Here is a 19,762-nt window from a genome sequence, read left to right on the forward strand (position 1 = left end):
CAACAGCGTTCCCGCTCACCTCGCCCGACGCCGATGGCTGCGGATCAACTGCACCTGGCCCTGGGACCAGATCTTCGCCCCGGCCTGGCACCGGCTCATCATGCGGGATCCGGTTCGTGGAAGCGGGCGTCTCCGCAGCATCATGAGACGGCTCACCCCGACACCCTCGGGAACATTGCGGGCAAACTGCCAGGAGGCTCACCGGGAACGTCGTGGTGACCTCTATGGCACCTTCGTGTGCCGACCTCAAAAAACGTGCAAGATGAACAATATCCGATAGATCGGGGCATTTCGTGGGCCGGTGTCGGCATTTTTCAATTCATTTGACAATTTCCTTGCTTGCGCTAAGGTGATTGTCGAAATTGGAAATTTTCTCAGGGAGGATGTATGCGCAAGAGGCGCATAGCGGCGGTCGTTTCTGCCGCAGTAGGAGCTTTTGTGCTTCTTTCCACTCAGGCGTCTGCCATTACGTGGGAGAAGGACTTCGCCACCGCACTCAGTCCAGCCGCTAGCGGGTCGGCCGTCTGGTCCTATGGTCCCAACGAAGACTCGAATGCGGCGTTTCAGAAGAATGGAGACTCGTTCTTCGTCTCCGACAATAGAGCAGATGGCTTTTCTGCTGTCGCCCAATGGCGTCTCTACAACAGGAGTGGCACGCTCGTGCGGGGTGGAGATATTTGGATGAACTTGGGGGCCGGTGAGTCCCGGTGGAAGTTCAAGGACTTGACGGAAGGCTACAACCTGAAGTTCAGGGCATGCCGAGGGCACTCTGGCGGTACCTCTGTCGAACATTGCGATGGCTGGGTGTCTACAACAGCCTGAGTACTGTTTTAGCTGCAACTGACTTGTGTGCTGACCTCCTTGGGCTTCCTCTGGTGGGCGGCAGTGAATAGCCCTGAACAGAGCGCCGATCGGCGGAATGGAAATCGACGCGCGAGCCTGCGCGACTCGCTGAGTGTTCCCAGCGCTCCGCCACCACTACCAAGGGCCCGACGTGAAACGTCGGGCCCTTGGTAGTGGTGGCGGAGCGCGCACACGACTGCTCCGGTCACGGAAGTTCCAGTCGATGGTGGATGCTGATCGTCACTGTGTTCTCAGTTAGTTACCGGTGACCGTGACCTTCTCGTCGTTCTTCAGTTCGGTCACCAGGGTCTTCACCTTCGTCTTGTCCCAGAGGAGGTTGCCGCCGGTCGAGCCCGCGAGCGGCATGTTCATGGACTTGCCGTTGCCGCCGGTGACGCCCTTCATCGCCCAGAACATGTCGGCCAGGTCGAACAGGCTCATGTCCTTGTCGACGACCAGGGTGTCGAGGCCCGCGCTCATCGTGGGGTACAGCTTGAAGGGGTTCAGCAGTGTGCTCGGCGTCGCCGTCTGGCTCGCCAGGGCCGCGAGGAACTTCTGCTGGTTCTTCGTACGGTCCAGGTCGCTGCCCGCGAGGGCGTACCGGGTACGGACGAAGGCCAGGGCCTGCTCGCCGTTGAGGGTCTGCTTGCCCGCCGTGAAGTTGGCGCCGGACTTGGTGTCCTTCATCCCGCCCTTGGGGATGGTCAGCTCCACACCGCCCACGGCGTCCACGATGTTCGCGAAGCCGGCGAAGCCGATCTCGACGTAGTGGTCGATGCGCAGCCCGGTGTTGAACTCGACGGTACGGACGAGCAGTTCGGGCCCGTCCTCCGCGTACGCCGCGTTCAGCTTCACGTGCCGGCCCGTGCCCTTGAAGGTCTTGCCGGACTCGGAGCCCACGAAGGTGGGGATCTCCACGTCCGAGTCACGGGGGAGGGAGATGAGGGTCGGGCCGTTGTCGCCGGTGTGCAGGATCATCATCGAGTCCGTGCGCTGGCCCGCGGCGGAGCCCGTACGCAGCTTCTTCTTCTCCTCGTCGGACAGCCCCGCGCGGCTGTCGGAACCGACGATGAGGTAGTTCGTGCCCTTGCCCGTGTCCGGCCGGTCGATGACCTTCGACAGGTCGACCTCGCGGTTCAGCTTGGAGTCGGCCCAGAAGTACGTACTGACGGACACCACGACCAGCAGCGTGACCAGGGTGATCGCGGTCCACTTGATCCGCTTGCGCCAGTTGGGCGCAGGACGGCCGCCATGACCATTGCCCCCCACGGCACCGGCACCACCACCGCCGTAGACCTGCCCGGTGTTGTAGTCGCTGCCGCTCGGGTTCCCGTAGGAGTCACCGCCGTACGGCTGCTGCTGCGGGACCCCGCCACCGTACGGCGGCGCCGAGGGCCCCTGTCCGTACTGGTTGCCCTGGACCTGCCGCATCACGCGCGCACCCTCGGGCTGTGCGTTCGCGCTGCCGCGACCGTACCGGTTGTTGCGGTTGTCGTCGGACCACGCGTCAGGCCAATCGTTCATGCCGACCAGTGTGCAGTGCCGGGGTGTGTCCTATACAAGGGTCGAAGGAAATTAGGAGCAGGGCTGTTGCGAAGCTGACACAAATCGCCCATGTGTACGTCCGGCATAAGGTGAGGGCCATGACAGACCAGGCCACCGGCGCAGATGCGGCGCCCCCGGGCAAGCCGACCTCCGCCTCCCGGACGACCCTCAGCCACATCATGACCCACGCCGACACCAACCTTCTCGGTACGGTGCACGGCGGGGTGATCATGAAACTGGTCGACGACGCGGCGGGCGCGGTGGCCGGACGTCATTCGGGCGGCCCCGCGGTCACGGCGTCGATGGACGAGATGGCGTTCCTGGAGCCGGTGCGGGTGGGTGACCTGGTCCACGTCAAGGCCCAGGTCAACTGGACCGGCCGGACCTCCATGGAGGTCGGGGTACGGGTCCTCGCCGAGCGCTGGAACGAGTCGACGCCGGCGACGCAGGTCGGGTCGGCGTACCTGGTCTTCGCGGCGGTCGACGCCGAAGGCAAGCCGCGCCGCGTCCCTCCGGTCCTCCCGGAAACGGAACGCGACGACCGCCGCTACCAGGAGGCCCAGATCCGCCGCACCCACCGCTTGGCGCGGCGGAGGGCGATCGTGGAACTGAGGGAACGCAGAGCGGCGGAGGGCTTGGACGACTGAGGGGACTTTTCTTCGCCCCCGCCGCCCCTACCCGTTCCCATCCCTCGGGGGCTGCCGCCCGGCCCTGAAGGGGCCTTGTCCTCAAACTCCCCCAGAGGGGGGACCCCCAACGGGCTGACTATCCAGCCCGTCCGGCGTTTGAGGACAAAGGGGGGTCTGGGGGCGCAGCCCCCAGGGATGGGAACGGGTAGGGGCGGCGGGGGCGAGAAAAATGCCTACCGGCACCCCACCTCATCCCCCGTAGTAACCCCGAACTCCCCCACCCGAACCTTCCGCACCCCCCGATAATCCACCCCCACAGTCACCCGCATCACAGCCCCCTGCCCCCGCACCACCCGCAACGAACTCCCCGGCAACGCAGCCGCCAACGACCTGGCCGACCTATCCCACCGAGGGTCGTACGCGACCACCGTCCGCCCCGCCTCCCGCCCCCGCGCATTCACCGGCACCCGAGTAGTCCGAAACCCGGCCCCCGCCAACTCCCGATCCACCTTCCGCCCCAGCCCCGCCGTACGCGTCCCGTTCTCCACCTGCACCCGAATCTGCTGCGGCGCCACCTCCACCCGAACCGGCGCACCGCCCTTACCGTGGCCGCCCCCGCCCCCGGGCGCCCGCCGCACCGCAAGCGGCTCGTCCTCCCGCAGCGCCCGGAACAACCGCCCCGACTTCGCCGCGTCCCACTTCAACGTCGACCCGATCCCCTTCACGGCGAACCCCATCCGCCCGATCGGCACGGTCGTGAACTCCGACGACGCCGGCGAGAAGTTCCGCATCGCCCGCCCGAGGTCCAGCAGCTCACCCGTACCGAACTCCTTGTCCGCCCGCACCGACCCGAGCACCGCCCGCGTGATGTCCCGGAACTTCATCGGGTTCAAGAGGACACCCGACGACGTGGACTGCGCGATCAGCGCCGCCATGAAGCGCTGCTGGCGCTGCATCCGCCCCAGGTCGGAGGACCCGTCGGCGTGCCGGGAGCGGACGTACTGCAAGGCCTCGCCGCCATTCAGCTCATGCTTTCCGGCAGCCAGATTCAGGCCCGTGTACGAGTCCTTCAGCGGACGCGTCGCACAGATCTCGACACCCCCCAGCACATCCACCGTCTTCATGAAGCTGGTGAAGTCGATCTCCAGATAGTGGTCGATCTTCACGTGCGTCATGTGCTCCACCGTCCGCACGGTGAGGTTCGGCCCGCCCTCCGCGTACGCCGCGTTCAGCTTGATGACGTGTCCGCCGTGCCGGTGCCCGGTGGTCCGGTCGGTGTGCGGGGGCGTCACGGCGTACGAGTCGCGCGGCAGGCTGACGACACTCGCCCGCTCCCGGTCCTCCGAGATGTGCACGATCATCATCGTGTCGGTGCAGTGACAGGGCGCGCCGCCTAGCCGGTACCTGCGCCGCTCCCGCTCCGAGATCTTCTCGCGGCTGTCCGTGCCGACGAGCAGCACGTTCATGCCGTGGCCCGCCCGTGGCCGGTTCTTCATGTCCTTGAAGGGGTCGACCCGAGCGATGTCGGCGTCGAGGCTGCTGACCACCGAGTGCCCGATCCCGGCCGCGGCGAGCACCACGACGGACAGCGTCGTCACCGCCCGCATGGCCCAGCGTGGCTTCTTCCGCCGTACGGGGGGACGCGGACGCCCGGACGACGGCCGTGGCCGGCGCTGGGGGGAACCGGGGGATGCGGGCATGGGGGGACACCTCCGCGAAGGCTGCTGGCCGGGGGGAGTGGGGCCGAACGTGGGATCCGCGAGCACCGTAGGCCCATACGATCTGCGGCCCGGCTCAGGGAGCGGGCGGCGCGCGTCGGTGTCCCCCGTTCGCGGTAACGTGAGCCCCCTATGAACGCCAAGCCCGACGTGCAGCTGCCCGCCGTGTCCGTGATCATGCCCGTCCTCGACGAGGAGCGGCATCTGCGCGGAGCCGTCCAAGCGATCCTCGCCCAGGAGTACGCCGGCGAGATGGAGGTCGTGATCGCCCTCGGTCCGTCCACGGACCGCACGGACGAGATCGCCGCCGAGCTGGTACGGGAAACGGCCGGCACGAACAAGCGTGTCCATACCGTCCCCAACCCCACCGGCCGTACGCCCGCCGCGCTGAACGCCGCGATCAAGGCCTCCCGCCACCCCGTCGTCGTACGCGTCGACGGCCACGGCATGCTCTCGCCGGACTACATCGCGACCGCCGTCCGGCTCCTCGACGAGACCGGCGCGCAGAACGTCGGCGGGATCATGCACGCCGAGGGCGAGAACGCCTGGGAGGACGCGGTCGCCGCCGCGATGACCTCGAAGATCGGGGTCGGCAACGCCGCCTTCCACACGGGAGGCACGGCGGGGCCCGCCGAGACCGTGTACCTCGGTGTCTTCCGCCGGGCCGCCCTCGAACAACAGGGCGGCTACAACGTGGAGTTCATCCGCGCCCAGGACTGGGAGCTGAACTTCCGCATCCGGGAGGCGGGCGGCCTCATCTGGTTCTCGCCCGAGCTGCGGGTGTCGTACCGCCCGAGGCCCTCCGTGCGCGCCCTGGCCAAGCAGTACAAGGACTACGGCCGCTGGCGCCACGTCGTGGCCCGGTACCACGAGGGCTCCATCAACCTGCGCTACCTCGCCCCGCCCACCGCCCTGTGCGCGATAGCGGCGGGCGTGCTGCTGGGCGCCGTACTGACGCCGTGGGCCCTGCTGGTGCCCGGCGGCTACCTCGCGGCGATCACGGCGGGCTCGGTTCCGGCCGGCAAGGGGCTCTCGCTGAAGGCGCGGCTACAGATCCCCGTCGCCCTCGCCACCATGCACATGTGCTGGGGCTGGGGCTTCCTCACCAGCCCCAAGTCCCTTGCCCGGAAGGTGATCGCGGCCCGCCGGCCGGCGGTACTGGACGGCGCGAACGCGAGCGCGAATTCGAACCAAGCCTGAACCACAACGAGTCGGGGCCCGCGGTCAGATGACCGCGGGCCCCGACTCATGTGCCCCTACCAGCGGTAGGGCGAGTACACCTCCATGCACGCACTGGTGTCCGAACCCACCACCGCGTCGGCCGTGTCGGGCAGTTGGCCCGCCTTCGGCGCGGTCTGCTTCGGATACGTCGTGCCCTCGCGCCAGTCGGCGCCCACGGTCACCGTCACACCGGAGACATCCGTCGACTTCTTCACCGAACTCGTCGGAATCCCCAGGGACTTGGCGACGAGCTGGGCGTCGCCCGCGAGGTCGGCGCTCGGGTAGTACACGACCGTCTTGTCGACCGACAACGATGCCGACCGGTCCGCCGCCGCGTTCGTGAAGCCCTTGCCCGCGAGGATCCCGCTGATGCTGCTCGCCCGGCCGCTGACCGCGGCGAGCGTGGCCGTCCGCGTGCCGTTCTGCACGAGGACGCCGATCTTGCCGGGGTCGGCCGCCGGGTCCGTCGAAGCCGTCGCCGAGGGCGAGGCCGTCGGGGACTTGGTCGCCGTGGTGCCGCCCTTGTCGTCGAAGGAGATGTCGTCGCGGAGCATCGTCCACATCGTCTCGGCGTCGGCCTCGGCCGCCACCAGATGATTCGGGTTCTGCGGGTCCACGACGGTCGGCATCGTCGTCATCGTGATGCGGTCGGTCGGCACCGACTTGAGCTGCATGCCCAGGTCGTACAGCTCCTTGACCGAGCCCAACTCCTCCGACACCGTCAGGGACTTGGTGGCTGCCTCGGCCAGACTCGTCAGCCGCGGGGCGTCCGTGAAGACGTTCTGCGACTTCAGCGTGCGGATCATCGAGTTCATGTACATGTGCTGGGCCTTGGCCCGCCCGAGGTCGCTGTAGAAGGCGTGCCGGGTACGCAGCCACTGCAACGCCGACTTGCCCTGGACCTTCTGCTTGCCGGCCTTGAGCTTGAGCCCCGAGCCGCCGGGTACACCGGGCAGCGCGTGGTCCCACACGTTCTGCTTCACACAGACCTCGACACCGCCGATGGCGTCGGCCATCTGCACGACGCCCGCGAAGTCGATCGTCATCCAGTGGTCGATGTAGACCCCGGTGAGGTTCTGCCAGGTGGCCAGCGTGCAGCCGGCACCGCCCCGGGCCAGCGACGTGTTGATGATGTCGTTGGTCGCCGCGAACGTCTCACCGGTGTCGGGGTCCGTGCACTTCGGGATGTCGACCCGGGTGTCGCGCGGGATGCTCACCACGGCCGCGCTCTTGCGGTCGGCGGAGAGATGGATCAGCATCTGGACGTCGCCCAGCGGCGGGTTGCCCCGGGTGTCCTTGCTCCCGCCCAGCGCCACGTTCGCGTCGGAGTTACGGCTGTCCGAGCCGATCAGCAGGATGTTCAGCGGAGTCTGCCCGGCCGCGTTGGGCTCGGTCTTCTGCGCCTTCGAGTCGCCGCTGCTGCGCTTGCCCTTCTGGATGTTGCTGTTCAGATGCTCGTAGTAGAGGTATCCGGCGCCGGCCGTGCCGAGTATCAGCACCGCCAGCGTCATCGCCGACCAGCGCAGCACCTTGCGCTTGCCGGGCCGCCGCGGTCTTCCCCCCGGACGGTCACCGCCGCCGCCACTGCCGCCGGCCGAGCCGCCGCCCCCGTCCCCGGAGTCCCCCTCCTGCTGCTCGTGCGAGCCGTCCCGCTGACCCGGAACCCGAGCAGGCCGGACGCCCGATCGCGTCCCCTCCCCGTGCACACTGCTCTGTGTCATTCCCCTGCCTCCCCACCCTTGCGCCGTCGAACAGGCCTGCCTTGCGTCCGGTAAGACGCAAGGCAGGCCTGTCAGGTCAACCGGCGCACCCAAATCAACTGGCGCAGACGCTCGCTCGATCAATCGACCCGCCGATCAAAAGATCAATCGGCCGATCGGTCGGCGTACTCAGCTCAGCTGGCGCACTGCACCTTGTCCGCCGTGGACTGCCCCTCCACGGTCGGTGCCTTCGCCGGCGCGGTGAGCGAGACGCCGGCCCCCTTGAAGTCCTTGCCCAGGGTCAGCGTCATGGTGGGCAGCCCCTGGGAGTTCGTCACACTCTTTCCGGGCTTCATCGCCGAACCGGACAGCCCCATGATGGCGGCCAGTCGCCGGGCCTGGTCGGCCTGGTCGGGCGCGTACTCCAACGTCGTCTTCGCAAGCTCCGCCGAGGCGTTGCCCGCGTTCTCGGACTTGGACACGCCCTCATCATTCTGCAGATAGTTAAGAGTCTCCTGTGCGGAGCCGGCCGGGGCACCGCCGTTCAGGATCCGCACCCGTACGTCGGAGGCCGCGGACTTGGTGCCCTTGAGGCGGGCGGCGACGGCGGCCGCCTCCTTCGCCTTCTGCTGCTTGACCGCCGTGAACGACACGTCGTTGATGATCGCGTCGAACACCGACTGGGCCGTGGGGCCGACGGTGACCGTCGCCCGGACCACCTCTCCCGGGGTGTCGATCACCGGCACGGTCATGAAGGTGATGTTCTTCGTCGGCACCTTCTTCAGCTCCAGCGCCACGTCCTTGAGCGTGGAGACCTTGCCGAGACCGGTGTCCACGGTCAGCGCCTTGGTGGCCGCGTTGGCGATCTTCAGCAGCTTGGCCGGGTTGGTCAGGGTGTCACTGGAGGCCATCTTGCGCATCAGCGAGCTGAGGAACTGCTGCTGCACCTTGATCCGGTCCAGGTCGCCCTGGTTGCCGAAGCTGTGCCGCGTACGGACGAAGGCGAGCGCCTGCTCCCCCTCGACCGTCGACTTCCCAGCCGGCAGCTTCAGCTTGGACTCCTTGTCGTTGACGGCCTTCTCCACACAGACCTCGACCCCGCCCACCGCCGTCGTCAGCGTCTTCACGGCGTTGAAGTCGGCCATCATGAAGTGGTCCGGCGAGATGCCGGTGACCTCCTTCACGGTGCGCATGGTGCAGCCCGGGTCGCGCTCGAACTGCCCGAGGCTGGTGTTGAAGCGGACGCCCTGGGTACCGGCGATGACCTTCTCGGTACCGTCCGCCAGCTTGGTCGGACAGTCCGGGACGTCGACGATCAGGTCACGCGGGATGCTGAGCGCGGTCGCGTTCGTCCGGTCCTTGGAGACGTGCAGCAGGATCGTCGTGTCCGCGTGCCCGACGCTGCCCGCGTCGCCGTACTTCTCGTTGCCCGCACCGGTGCGCTTGTCCGTACCGATGATCAGGATGTTGAAGGCCTCGTCCTTGCTGAAGCCGTCCTTGGCCGCCGTACCGACGTCGGTCGTCGTGACGTTGCCCTCGAGGTGCTTGAGATAGAAGTAGCCGGCCGTCGTGGCGGCCACCATGACGAAGGCCATGGTCCCGCCCGTCCAGAGCAGCACCTTCTTGGCCTTCGACTTCTTCTTCTGCGGGGCACGCGAACGCCGCCGCCCGGGCAGCGGGTCCTCAGGCTCCGGCGCACCCCGCCGCCTTCTCGGCGGCGGCACCTGCCCGGGTGACCCGGGCACGCCGTGCGTCTCTCGGTCCTGCTCCCGCTCCGGCGCCGCCGAACGCCCGCGTACCGCACCCGCGTTGGCGGGTGTGGCTCGACGAGGTCCCGGGACCGCTGATTGCGGTGCGGAGGGAGTCAGTCGCAGTTCGTATTCGCCAGTGCTCGGGTTGAGCACCCACTGGTCTGCGGGGTCGATGTCGTCCGCCCGCCCACGGCCTTGCGCGTCCACGGTTGTCTGAATCCTCCGTCGGGGCCACGCGGCGCCTTTCCCCCTCCAAAGGCGCTCGGGTCTCGGTCTCCGGTGTGCACACGACACTCGTCCTGACGCACCGGATCGCTCACACTATCCGTCCAGTTGGGCGTCAAGCGACGACGGTGACAAATTCCACGTCCCTACAACCGGGCAATCCGCCCAATTCTTTGAACTAAAGTTCGCCGACTTGGCAATCGCTTTACCCGCAGGGGTCCTGGGCGGCCGTGTTCCCGCGAAAAGTGGGTACGGGGGAAGGGGTGGGGAGTTGGGCGGACGGCGACCCTCCGGACTGCTTGCCGGCAGAGCCATCCTCGAACTCGTATCCAGAATTGTGTTGCACTTCACTGCTTTGTGCGAAGGAATCACCCTGAACCGGGATTTCCTCCGCCACGGCGACCGGCGCGTCGGACCGCAGCCGCTCGAACAACCGCCCGGCGTCCGGCTCCACAAGCTGATCGCGATTGACGTCGTACGCGTACGACTCCCGTGGAACGGTCAGAAACCGCACACGTTCGGTAGGGATGTCGCGCATACTGCGCACCAACTCGTACAAACCACGCAGACTGGCCAGCGCCGGGTCCGTGGTGAGCGAGGACGTGGCGGCGTCGAGCACGGGGTACAGCTTGACCGGGTTCAGCAGGACGTCATCGCTCTGCACCTTGTTGACGAGCGCCCCCAGAAAACGCTGCTGCCGGTCCATCCGCGCGGTGTCGCTCCCGTTGCCGAGGGATTTCCGCGCCCGCACATACCCGAGCGCCTGCTCGCCATTGAGCGTCACCTTCCCGGCGGGCAGCCGCAGTTTGGCCTCCCGGTCGACGACCGGCTCCGCCAGACACACCTCGACCCCGTCCACGGCATCGACGATGTCCTTGAAGCCATGGAAGTCGACGACCATGTGATGGTCGATCCGAATGTCCGTCAACTTCTCGACGGTACGGATCGTGCAGGCCGAACCCCCCTGCTGGAAGGCGTGGTTGAGCATCGCGAACTCGGGTTCGCCCCGACTCCCGTCCGGCCGCCGGCAACTCGGTACGTCCACCATCAGATCGCGCGGCAGGGACATCGCGGTGGCGCTGCGCCGGTCGGCGGCGAGATGCAACAGGATGGTCGTGTCCGACCGCTCGGTCCCGGAGTCCCGCCCGTACTTCCGGTTCCCTTTCCCGGCCCGCGAGTCCGACCCGATCAACAGAATGTTCTGCGCCCCACGCACCAACGAGGCGGGCCGCTCCTTCTCGTACCGAGCCAGCTCGGCGGCGGCACCGTGATCGGCCGTGATGTTCCCGTCAAGCTTGACGTAGACCGCGATCCCGACCCCGACGGCAACGAGAGAGACAGCCCCCACCCCGAACAGGCCCCGCCGCACCCACCGCCTGTCGATCACCCTACGACCATGACTCGGACAGGGGACGAGGGCACCCGCTACTGGACCGAACGAATGAACGCGGGACGAGGAGACTCACCTGGGGGCGCGGGGCTGTGACATTTGCGGCTCCGCCGCGTGGGCGCGACAAGCCCCCACCGGCGGGCAGCCAAAAGACAACCTCACGCCCGGCGAGTAGCCGAAACCCGCTCATCCTCAACCCGCTTGGCCACCACACCCTCGGACACCCGCTCCAGATGCCGGCACAGAACAACAGACCCCCCGGTGGCAAGCGGCGAGTACAACCCCGCACTGACCCCTTCCCACGTGTCGTACCCCAGCCCCGACAACAACCGAGACCCGGGCCCCGTCAACCCGAACCCCACCGCATCGGCCCCGGCCCGCTCCACAACCTCCGCCCCCGTGAACTCGGCCCCGGCAACGATCAACGCCGCCGCCTCCGGATCCACAGGCGCGTACGGCACGAACCGGTCCCCCTGACCCGGCACCTCCACCGCGTAATCGGCGAAGCCCTCCGGCGCCTGCGGAAACCGCCCACCCAACGGCCGCAGCGCGAGCGCGACCCGCTCACCGGAACACGCCCGTGCCGCGTCCAGCGTGTCGGGCCCGCTGACGACGATGTCGGCGACGGAAGCCTCGCCCCCCATGTCCGCGACAACCCCCACCGACGAACACGCCAGCAGCCACACCGCCGTCTGCCAGTGCGCGGGCAGCAGCAGCGCGACCCGGTCACCCGGTTCGGCGGACAGCTCGCCCTGGAGGAGATTCGCGGTCTTGGCCACCCAATTGGCGAAGGTGGCCACGGACAATTCGACACGTTCGCCCGTGGCGTCGTCGTAGAAGGTCACCAGGGGGCGCGCGGGGTCCGCGGCGAGCGCGGAACGCAGCAGGTCGGCAGGGGTGCGGTCGGTGGCGTTCACCCGCGCAAGGGTACGCGTGGGCATGAGTGCGGGCCGACCCCCGGGGCCCCCGTTTCGGGCCGACACGCCAGACGGACCGTCAGTTCATCGTTGGACAGATATGTATGACTATGTCCAGGATCAGGGGCATGCGTAGGTATCTTGCTTCCTCGATCGGCGTCACGTGTGCAACCGCCCTGGCGCTCCCGTTGACCCTGCCCACAACCCCGGCCTCGGCCACGGCGAGACCCGCCGAGGCGAGACCGGCAGCGGTGGCCCCCACCGTCCCCGGCAGCACCCAGTCGCTCCCGCTGGCCCCCCGCCCCGGCGACCGCATCCTCGGCTCGGCCGCCGAACAGGGCCTGTACCGTCCGGACGTACGCCGCTTCTCGCTCGTCGGCGTCATCTGGGACAACCCGGACACCGAGCTGTACGGCAGTGTCGAGGTCCGTACCCGGGAGGCCGGCGGCGACCACTGGTCCGGCTGGCAGGACGTCGAGACGCACAACCATGACCACGCGGCCGACCCCGACACGGCCGAACGCTCCTCGGGCCGGGTCCGGGGCTCCACGGCACCGCTGTGGGTGGGCGACTCGGACGGCGTCGAGGTCCGCGTACGGGCGGACGGCGAGGGCCGCACGACGGGCGCCCGCGAGCCCCTCCCCGCGGGCCTGCGCCTCGAACTGGTGGACCCGGGTGAGGCGGCGGCGGAACCCGAGGGTCAAAGCACACGCGACATGAGGGCGTCGGAGACACAGGCCGAGTACGCCACCGAGATCCCGGCACTGAACAGACAGCAGACGGAGGAAGAGGCCCGCCTGCTCCAGGGGGAGCAGGCGCAGCAGGGCGAGCTGCGGGTGAAGCCGTTCATCGGCCCGCGCCCGCGGATCGTCACGCGGCGCGGCTGGGGCGCCGACGAGAAGCTGCGCGAACGCGGCTTCGTCTACACGAAGAAGGTCAAGGCGGCCTTCGTGCACCACACGGCCTCGGGCAACAAGTACTGGTGCACACAGGTCCCGTCCCTCATCCGCGGCATCTACCGCTACCACGTGCTGAGCAGCGGCTGGCGGGACATCGGCTACAACTTCCTCGTCGACCGGTGCGGAAACATCTACGAGGGCCGCGCCGGGGGCGTGGCGAAGCCGGTGAAGGGCGCTCACACGCTCGGGTTCAACACGGACAGCATGGGGATCGCCGTCCTCGGAACTTTCGTCAGCTCCAAGCCGTCCAAAGCGGCAGTGGGGGCGATCGCGCGGCTCACCGCCTGGAAGCTCGGTCTGTTCGGGGCGAATCCGAACGGAAAGACATACCTGAAGTCAGGTGGTGGCAATCTCTACCCAAAGGGAAAGAACGTACGACTGAACGTGATCTCCGGCCACCGGGACGGCTTCGCCACCGAGTGCCCGGGCCGGCTGCTCTACGGAAGGCTCGGCTCGGCGCGCCTGACGGCGGCCAAGTACCAGGGCCGATGAAGACTTCGGCCGACCGAACGCGCTGATTCGGTCGGTCCCGGCAGAAATCAGAAAACAGGAAGCAGGGACGACAGGTGACAGAAGCGATTCTCCTGGTCGGTGGCAAGGGCACCCGGTTGCGTCCGCTCACCGTGCACACCCCGAAACCGATGGTCCCCGCGGCCGGAGTCCCCTTCCTCACGCACCAGTTGGCGAGAGCGAGAGCGGCGGGGGTGGAGCACATCATCCTCGCCACCTCCTACTTGGCCGAGGTCTTCGAACCCCACTTCGGCGACGGCGCGTCCCTCGGCCTCCATCTGGAGTACGTCACCGAGGACGAGCCCCTCGGCACGGGCGGCGCGATCCGCAACGTGGCCTCGCGCCTGCACTCCGCCCCCGACGACCCGGTCCTGGTCTTCAACGGCGACATCCTCACGGGCCTGGACATCCGGGCCCTGGTCAGCACACACGAGACGACAGGGGCGGACGTCTCCCTGCACCTCACCCGAGTGACGGACCCGAGGGCATACGGCTTGGTCCCGACGGACGAATCAGGCCGAGTAACAGCATTCCTGGAGAAACCCCAGACCCCGGAGGAGATCGTCACCGACCAGATCAACGCGGGGGCGTACGTCTTCCGTCGCTCGGTCATCGACACGATCCCGACGGGCCGCCCGGTGTCGGTGGAAAGAGAAACGTTCCCGGAACTACTGGCGCTGGGAGCCCACCTCCAGGGCTTGGTGGATTCGACGTACTGGCTGGACCTAGGAACCCCCGCGGCCTTCGTACGAGGCTCGGCGGACCTGGTACTGGGCCGAGCCCCGTCTCCCGCGGTCCCCGGCCGCTGCGGCGACCGCCTGATCCTCCCCTCGGCCCGAGTGGCCCCCGACGCCAAGCTGACCGGCGGCACGGTGGTGGGCGAGGGCGCGTTCGTGGCGGAGGGCGCACACGTCTCGGGCAGCACGATCCTGGCGGGCGCGGTCGTCGAACCGGGCGCGGTCATCACCAACTCGCTGATCGGCACAAGGGCCCGAGTGGGCGAACGCTCCATCCTGACCGGCACGGTGATCGGCGACGGCGCGATCATCGGCGCCGACAACGAACTCAGGGAGGGCGTACGAGTGTGGTGCGACGCAAGAATCCCAGCGGGCGCACTCCGCTTCTCGTCGGACCAGTAAGGGTCACCCCCTGGGGGCTGCGCCCCCATACCCCCGCTCCGGCCCTGAACGGGCCTTGTCCTCAAACGCCGGACGGGCTGGAGACACGGACCGGCGCCGAGAAAGCGAGCCCGGCCGCCACAACTCGGCCTGTCCCGGCGTTTGAGGACGAGCGCGCCCGCCCCCTCCAGCCCGTCCGGCGTTTGAGGACGAGGCCGTTCAGGCCGATGGCGGGGGTCTGGGGGCGCAGCCCCCAGGGATGGGACGGGTAGGGGCGGCGGGGGCGAGATCAAAGCCGCCCAATATCTCCCTTACGCATCCGCGGCCCCCGCCGCCCCGGCACACGCCCACTCAACAGAATCAACCGAGCCGCCCGATGCCGCTGCCCCGCATACGGCTCCAGCAACGACAACATCACGTCATCATCCGCATCCCGATCTCCCGCCAACGCAAACCCCACAATCCCCGGCAGATGCAGATCCCCCACAGTCACCGCATCCGCCGCCCCATGACTCCGCTGCACAACCTCCGCGGACGTCCAGGGCCCCACCCCCGGAACCACCTCCAGCCGAGCCCGAGCCCGCTCCGGATCCAGCCCCACGGCCTCCTCCAGCCGCCCCGCGACCCGAACCGCCCGCAGAATCGTCGAGGCCCGCTTGTTGTCGACCCCGGCCCGATGCCACTCCCAGGACGGAATCAGAGCCCAGTCGCGAGCGGCAGGCATGACAAAAAGCCCTGGCACGAAAACCTCGGGCCCAGGCGCAGGCTCCCCGAACTTCCGCACAAGCAACCGCCAAGCCCGATAAGCCTCGTCGGTGGTCACCTTCTGCTCCAGCACGGACGGAATCAGCGACTCCATGACCAGCCCGGTCCGAGTCAGCCGCAACCCCGGCCGCCGATGCCGAGCGAGCGCCACCACCCGGTGCCTGGGTTCGAACGCCTCGGGATCGTCGTCCGCCCCCAGCAACCCGGGCAAGTGCTCCAGCAGCCACTCGGCCCCGGGCCCCCACGCCTCCCCCCGGACCACCCCGTCCCGCAGCGCGACCCGCAAGGTCCCGGGCCCGACAGGCGTACGACTGGCCCGCCACACGGACCCATCGGACGAGGCCCGGAACGTCGGATCCCCGGGCCCCCGCCGCAACGGCCCCAGAACGAGCCCGAGATCGAGCGGGCCGGCGGGCACCCAGGTCCGGGTCACCCCCGAAACACAGGTCTGCCGAGGCACGACACCAGGCACGACGACATCCCCACCTCGCACGGTCGTACGAGTGGGCCGAGAAGGTTGCTGAGGAGCGAACCGTCCTGCCACGAAAACCGTTCCTAACCGGAGGAATCGAACCCCACGAACCTCACCGCACCTCGACCAGGCTCACCGAACCTCGATGAACGCCCCCGCGTCCCGATCCACCCGAGCCCGCGGAGCCTCCGCCGGATGCCCGACCGCGATCGCCCCCATCGGATCCCACCCGGCCTCCAGCCCCAGCACCTCCCGCACGACCTCCCGGCAGAACATCGTCGACGACACCCACGCCGACCCGAGCCGCTCCCCGGCCAGCGCGACAAGGAAGTTCTGCACCCCGGCCCCGGTCGCGACCACGAACATCTCCCGCTCGGCCCCGTCCCGCCGCGCGTCCCCGTACGTGTGCGACCCGTCCATCACCAGACACGGCACCACGAGATACGGCGCCCCCCGCAGCACCTCGCCCCGCCGCACCCGCTTCGCGACAGACTCCTCGCTCTTCCCGTCCCGCCGCAGATCCGCGATCCAGGCGTCCCGCATGGCGTCGAGCAGCTCGGTCCGCGACCGCTGCGACTCCAGCAGTACGAAGCGCCAGGGCGTCGTGTGATGAGGAGCGGGCGCGGTCACGGCGGCGGCGACCGCCCGCCGTACCGCACCGGGGTCGACGGGCTCGTCCGTGAACGCCCGCACCGTACGCCGCTGGGTCACCGCCTCCCGTACGGCCTCCGACGTACCGAGCCGGAACATGTCGTCGCGCGCATCACGTACGAGAGCCCGCGCCCCCGCATCCTCACCGCTGTCGGTCACCACATGCGGCAGCCCGCGCACGACGGCGACCGGCAGCCCGGAGGCCTTGCCCTTGACCAGGTCCCCGGCGGCGGCCAGTTCGTCGGCGGTCGCCACGACGGTCGCGGAGAGCGGATTGCCGTACGCGTCCGTGCCCCCGCGCAGATCGTCGAGCACCTGTACGCCCGCGGCACCGATCGCCACGTCGGTGAGCCCCGCGCGCCAGGGTCGCCCGAAGGTGTCGGTCACGACGACCCCGATGTTGACGCCCAGGGCGTCGCGCAGCCCGTCCCGGATCGCCCGCGCGGACGCGTCGGGATCCTCGGGCAGCAGCAGGACCGTCCCGGACGGTGTGTTGGAGGCGTCGACGCCGGCCGCGGCCATCACCAGCCCCTGCCGGTTCTCCACGATCCGCAGCGGCCCGCGCCGGGCGACGACCCGTACGGTCTCGGCGTCGATGGCGGCCTCCCGGTCCGCCGCCTGTACGACGCGCCCCTCGGCCTTGGACACGATCTTCGAGGTGACGAGCAGCACGTCCCCGTCGAGCAGCCCGGGCCCGGCAGCGGCGGCGATCAGCTTCGCGACATCGTCCCCGGGCTGAACCTCGGGCAGCCCACCCACGGCCCACACCCGAAACCCGCCACCGACCGCACCACCGCCGCCAGTGCCACCGTCACCGAAAACCTCACCGCTCACGCGCCCCGCACCTCCTCCGCCAGCGCGAGCGCCTCGCGCGCCATCTGCGCCGACGCCTCCACGTCCGTCATCATCAGCGGCACGGCACGGCAGCGGATGCCCGCCGTCTCCACCCGCTCCACCGCACCCGCGTCGACCGTGTCGACGAGCCAGCCGTCCAGCAGCCCCGAGCCGTAGTGCTCGGCGACCGCCGCGGCCGTGGCCTCTACGCCGACCGCCGCGAGCACCTTGTCGGCCATCCCGCGCACGGGCGCGTCCCCGACGATGGGGGAGAGGCCCACGACGGGCACCCCGGCCTCGGCGATCGCCTCGCGGATCCCGGGCACGGCCAGGATCGTGCCGACGGACACGACCGGGTTGGACGGCGGGAAGAGGATCACGTCGGCGTCGGCGATCGCCTCCAGGACCCCCGGCGCCGGCTTCGCCTGCTCGGCGCCGACCGGCACGATCGCCTCGGCGGGGACGGACGCCCGCAGCCGCACCCAGTACTCCTGGAAGTGGACCGCCTTGCGCTCGCCGTCCACCTCGACGGCGACATGGGTCTCCACGCGGTCGTCGGACATCGGGATGAGCCGCACCCCGGGCTTCCACCGGTCGCACAGCGCCTCGGTGACGGCGCTCAGCGGATAACCCGCGCCGAGCATCTGCGTCCGCACGATGTGCGTGGCGAAGTCCCGGTCGCCGAGGCCGAACCACTCCGGCCCGACGCCGTACGCCGCCAGCTCCTCCTTCACGTGGAAGGTCTCGTCGGTACGCCCCCAGCCCTGCTCCTCGTTGATGCCGCCGCCGAGGGTGTACATCACCGTGTCGAGGTCGGGGCAGACCTTCAGCCCGAAGAGGTGAATGTCGTCGCCGGTGTTGCCGATGACGGTGATGTCCGCGTCCGGCACGGCCCGCTGAAGACCGCGCAGGAACCGGGCACCACCGATGCCGCCTGCCAGAACCACAATGCGCATGCCGACAAGTCTGGCAGGCGGGTACGACAACGCGTCGCCCGGTCGCGGAGACCTTGCTCTCAGCCGGTCACGGCGGCCGACGGCGCGCAGCGGGCCGCGTGCATCGGCATCTCCGTCAGGCCCGGGTAGTAGACGTGCAGGCTCACGGCGGGTTCGAGCGCGTCGTTGACCACCTCGTGGACGTACCCCGGGGCGAACACCCGCTGGGCCCCTGCCCGCAACGCGCGCGTGCCGCGCTCCGTCCGCTCCGTCAGCTGACCGTCCAGGACCGTCAGGACGCCCGACGAGCCGCCGTGGTCGTGCAGCCCGCTGCCCTGGCCCGGGACCCAGGACAGCAGCCACACCTCGTAGCCGGGGCCGGTGCGCAGCCGGTGGTACCAGCGCGAGGTCGCGTCGTACTGGACGAGGTGCGCCCACTGGGAGCGGTCCTCGGCGATGGTGCGGGCCAGGCCGACGAAGTCGGCGACGGTGGCCGGGTGCTCGCGCGGGGCCTGGAGGAGGTGCGGTACTTCGAGGATGTCGCCGGCGATCTGGAGGTCGCTGTCGCTGTTCATAAGGTGCGGAGGTCCTCGGCGGGAGAAGTGTGGGGGCTGGCTGGGTGTCGCGTACCGTCCGCCCGGGTCGCGGGCGGGAAGGCCGGGAAAAACAGAGCCCTGATGTGGGCTTCGGGGGGAACAGCAGCCGAGTCGCGGTGGACTCAAAGGCAGCCGGAGCGCGTTGGGCTCAACAGCTGGAACAGCAACAACAGCTACAGCGAGCAGGGGCAGCACCGAGGGACCGCGCGGGGCGGGTCGAGGTGAGTGCCAAGTTCGCGAGCATGCCCACAAGGACAGCGGTTCACACCTTCACTGTCAACTCGACGCCCGGTATGTGGGACATGTTTCACCTCATCCGGTTCATCTCCTCGGTGAAAGGTTTGTGCGTACGGCTTCGGGGACACATGCGCACAACCAGGCGCACCGACCTCGGAACGAGATCGAACTTCTGGGCGTCCTCTCCCGTACAGGCTCTGTGTGCGGGGGCGGTCGTCCTCCGGGGCCTCCTCTGCCTGTCAAGGTTTATGCCGATTTGAACACTTTCCGCATGGCCTTGGTTCCGCAGAGTGAATAAGGGGCCCAATAGCAGATCTCGGCTTGACTCGCCCGGAGCAGCACACTTGTAATTTCACTCGTGTCGTTCGGCCGATATCGGTTGACGGCAACCTCACGGGGACGCGAAAGACGGACGAGGGGCGCACATGACCGAGACGGTGCAGCAACTGCTGGTCGACGACGCGGACGAGGAACTCGGCTGGCAGGAGCGCGCGCTGTGCGCCCAGACCGACCCCGAGTCCTTCTTTCCCGAGAAGGGCGGCTCGACCCGCGAGGCCAAGAAGGTCTGCCTCGCCTGCGAGGTCCGCTCCGAGTGCCTCGAGTACGCCCTCGCGAACGACGAACGCTTCGGCATCTGGGGCGGCCTTTCCGAGCGCGAACGCCGTCGGCTGAAGAAGGCCGCCGTCTGAGGCGTACGGCACCGGGCTCCACGTAAACCGGCACAACGCAACGCAAACGCGGGACAA

The 19,762-nt window shown here is 68.8% G+C and carries 15 protein-coding genes; 5 read left to right on the forward strand and 10 right to left on the reverse strand.

Annotated elements, in window-relative coordinates:
- Nucleotides 1–1,098: 1,098 nt before the first annotated feature.
- Nucleotides 1,099–2,367 (reverse strand): LCP family protein, encoded by a 1,269-nt coding sequence (locus tag OG787_RS29585; RefSeq protein WP_405537102.1) that lies wholly within the window; start codon nucleotides 2,365–2,367, stop codon nucleotides 1,099–1,101.
- Between the two features lie 119 nt (nucleotides 2,368–2,486).
- Between OG787_RS29585 and OG787_RS29590 the strand changes: the two genes are divergently transcribed.
- The gene (locus OG787_RS29590) at nucleotides 2,487–3,035 is read left to right on the forward strand and encodes an acyl-CoA thioesterase (RefSeq protein ID WP_369034626.1); all 549 of its coding nucleotides are present in this window, start codon (nucleotides 2,487–2,489) and stop codon (nucleotides 3,033–3,035) included.
- Between the two features lie 215 nt (nucleotides 3,036–3,250).
- On the opposite strand, the gene OG787_RS29595 is transcribed toward OG787_RS29590, so the two are convergent.
- Nucleotides 3,251–4,624 carry an LCP family protein gene (locus OG787_RS29595; RefSeq protein ID WP_405537103.1) on the reverse strand — a complete coding sequence of 458 codons (1,374 nt, stop codon included), beginning with the start codon at nucleotides 4,622–4,624 and terminating at the stop codon, nucleotides 3,251–3,253.
- A gap of 243 nt (nucleotides 4,625–4,867) precedes the next feature.
- Between OG787_RS29595 and OG787_RS29600 the strand changes: the two genes are divergently transcribed.
- Nucleotides 4,868–5,935 carry a glycosyltransferase family 2 protein gene (locus tag OG787_RS29600; RefSeq protein ID WP_405537104.1) on the forward strand — a complete coding sequence of 356 codons (1,068 nt, stop codon included), beginning with the start codon at nucleotides 4,868–4,870 and terminating at the stop codon, nucleotides 5,933–5,935.
- A gap of 56 nt (nucleotides 5,936–5,991) precedes the next feature.
- Here the strand turns inward: OG787_RS29600 and OG787_RS29605 are convergent, their stop codons facing one another.
- From OG787_RS29605 to OG787_RS29620, 4 genes are all read right to left on the reverse strand, one after another.
- Nucleotides 5,992–7,677, reverse strand: a complete 1,686-nt coding sequence (locus tag OG787_RS29605) for an LCP family protein (RefSeq protein WP_405537105.1) — start codon at nucleotides 7,675–7,677, stop codon at nucleotides 5,992–5,994.
- Nucleotides 7,678–7,850: 173 nt separating this feature from the next.
- Nucleotides 7,851–9,614 carry an LCP family protein gene (locus OG787_RS29610; protein ID WP_369037156.1) on the reverse strand — a complete coding sequence of 588 codons (1,764 nt, stop codon included), beginning with the start codon at nucleotides 9,612–9,614 and terminating at the stop codon, nucleotides 7,851–7,853.
- 223 nt (nucleotides 9,615–9,837) lie between these two features.
- On the reverse strand, nucleotides 9,838–11,019 hold the full coding sequence (locus tag OG787_RS29615) for an LCP family protein (protein ID WP_369037157.1): 1,182 nt from the start codon (nucleotides 11,017–11,019) through the stop codon (nucleotides 9,838–9,840).
- Between the two features lie 161 nt (nucleotides 11,020–11,180).
- Nucleotides 11,181–11,939: a TIGR03089 family protein gene (locus tag OG787_RS29620; protein ID WP_369037158.1), complete on the reverse strand. Its 759-nt coding sequence runs from the start codon at nucleotides 11,937–11,939 to the stop codon at nucleotides 11,181–11,183.
- Between the two features lie 128 nt (nucleotides 11,940–12,067).
- Between OG787_RS29620 and OG787_RS29625 the strand changes: the two genes are divergently transcribed.
- The gene (locus OG787_RS29625) at nucleotides 12,068–13,390 is read left to right on the forward strand and encodes a peptidoglycan recognition protein (protein ID WP_405537107.1); all 1,323 of its coding nucleotides are present in this window, start codon (nucleotides 12,068–12,070) and stop codon (nucleotides 13,388–13,390) included.
- 74 nt (nucleotides 13,391–13,464) lie between these two features.
- Nucleotides 13,465–14,547 (forward strand): sugar phosphate nucleotidyltransferase, encoded by a 1,083-nt coding sequence (locus OG787_RS29630; RefSeq protein WP_369037160.1) that lies wholly within the window; start codon nucleotides 13,465–13,467, stop codon nucleotides 14,545–14,547.
- 268 nt (nucleotides 14,548–14,815) lie between these two features.
- Here the strand turns inward: OG787_RS29630 and OG787_RS29635 are convergent, their stop codons facing one another.
- The 4 genes from OG787_RS29635 to OG787_RS29650 are packed head-to-tail and all read right to left on the reverse strand — an operon-like array spanning nucleotide 14,816 to nucleotide 18,758.
- The gene (locus OG787_RS29635) at nucleotides 14,816–15,835 is read right to left on the reverse strand and encodes a DNA-3-methyladenine glycosylase family protein (RefSeq protein ID WP_405537108.1); all 1,020 of its coding nucleotides are present in this window, start codon (nucleotides 15,833–15,835) and stop codon (nucleotides 14,816–14,818) included.
- A gap of 60 nt (nucleotides 15,836–15,895) precedes the next feature.
- Nucleotides 15,896–17,248: a coenzyme F420-0:L-glutamate ligase gene (locus tag OG787_RS29640; protein ID WP_405537109.1), complete on the reverse strand. Its 1,353-nt coding sequence runs from the start codon at nucleotides 17,246–17,248 to the stop codon at nucleotides 15,896–15,898.
- Nucleotides 17,245–18,204: a 2-phospho-L-lactate transferase gene (cofD, locus tag OG787_RS29645; RefSeq protein WP_405537111.1), complete on the reverse strand. Its 960-nt coding sequence runs from the start codon at nucleotides 18,202–18,204 to the stop codon at nucleotides 17,245–17,247. The genes OG787_RS29640 and cofD overlap by 4 nt, the downstream gene beginning before the upstream one ends.
- A 59-nt stretch (nucleotides 18,205–18,263) precedes the next feature.
- Entirely contained in the window at nucleotides 18,264–18,758 is a 495-nt protein-coding gene (locus tag OG787_RS29650) for a cysteine dioxygenase family protein (protein WP_235478205.1), read from the reverse strand.
- A 683-nt stretch (nucleotides 18,759–19,441) separates the two neighbouring features.
- Between OG787_RS29650 and OG787_RS29655 the strand changes: the two genes are divergently transcribed.
- Nucleotides 19,442–19,705, forward strand: a complete 264-nt coding sequence (locus tag OG787_RS29655; RefSeq protein ID WP_010034659.1) for a WhiB family transcriptional regulator — start codon at nucleotides 19,442–19,444, stop codon at nucleotides 19,703–19,705.
- Nucleotides 19,706–19,762: the final 57 nt, after the last annotated feature.

The organism is Streptomyces sp. NBC_00075 (assembly GCF_045041225.1).
Classification (GTDB): Bacteria; Actinomycetota; Actinomycetes; order Streptomycetales; family Streptomycetaceae; genus Streptomyces; species Streptomyces adonidis.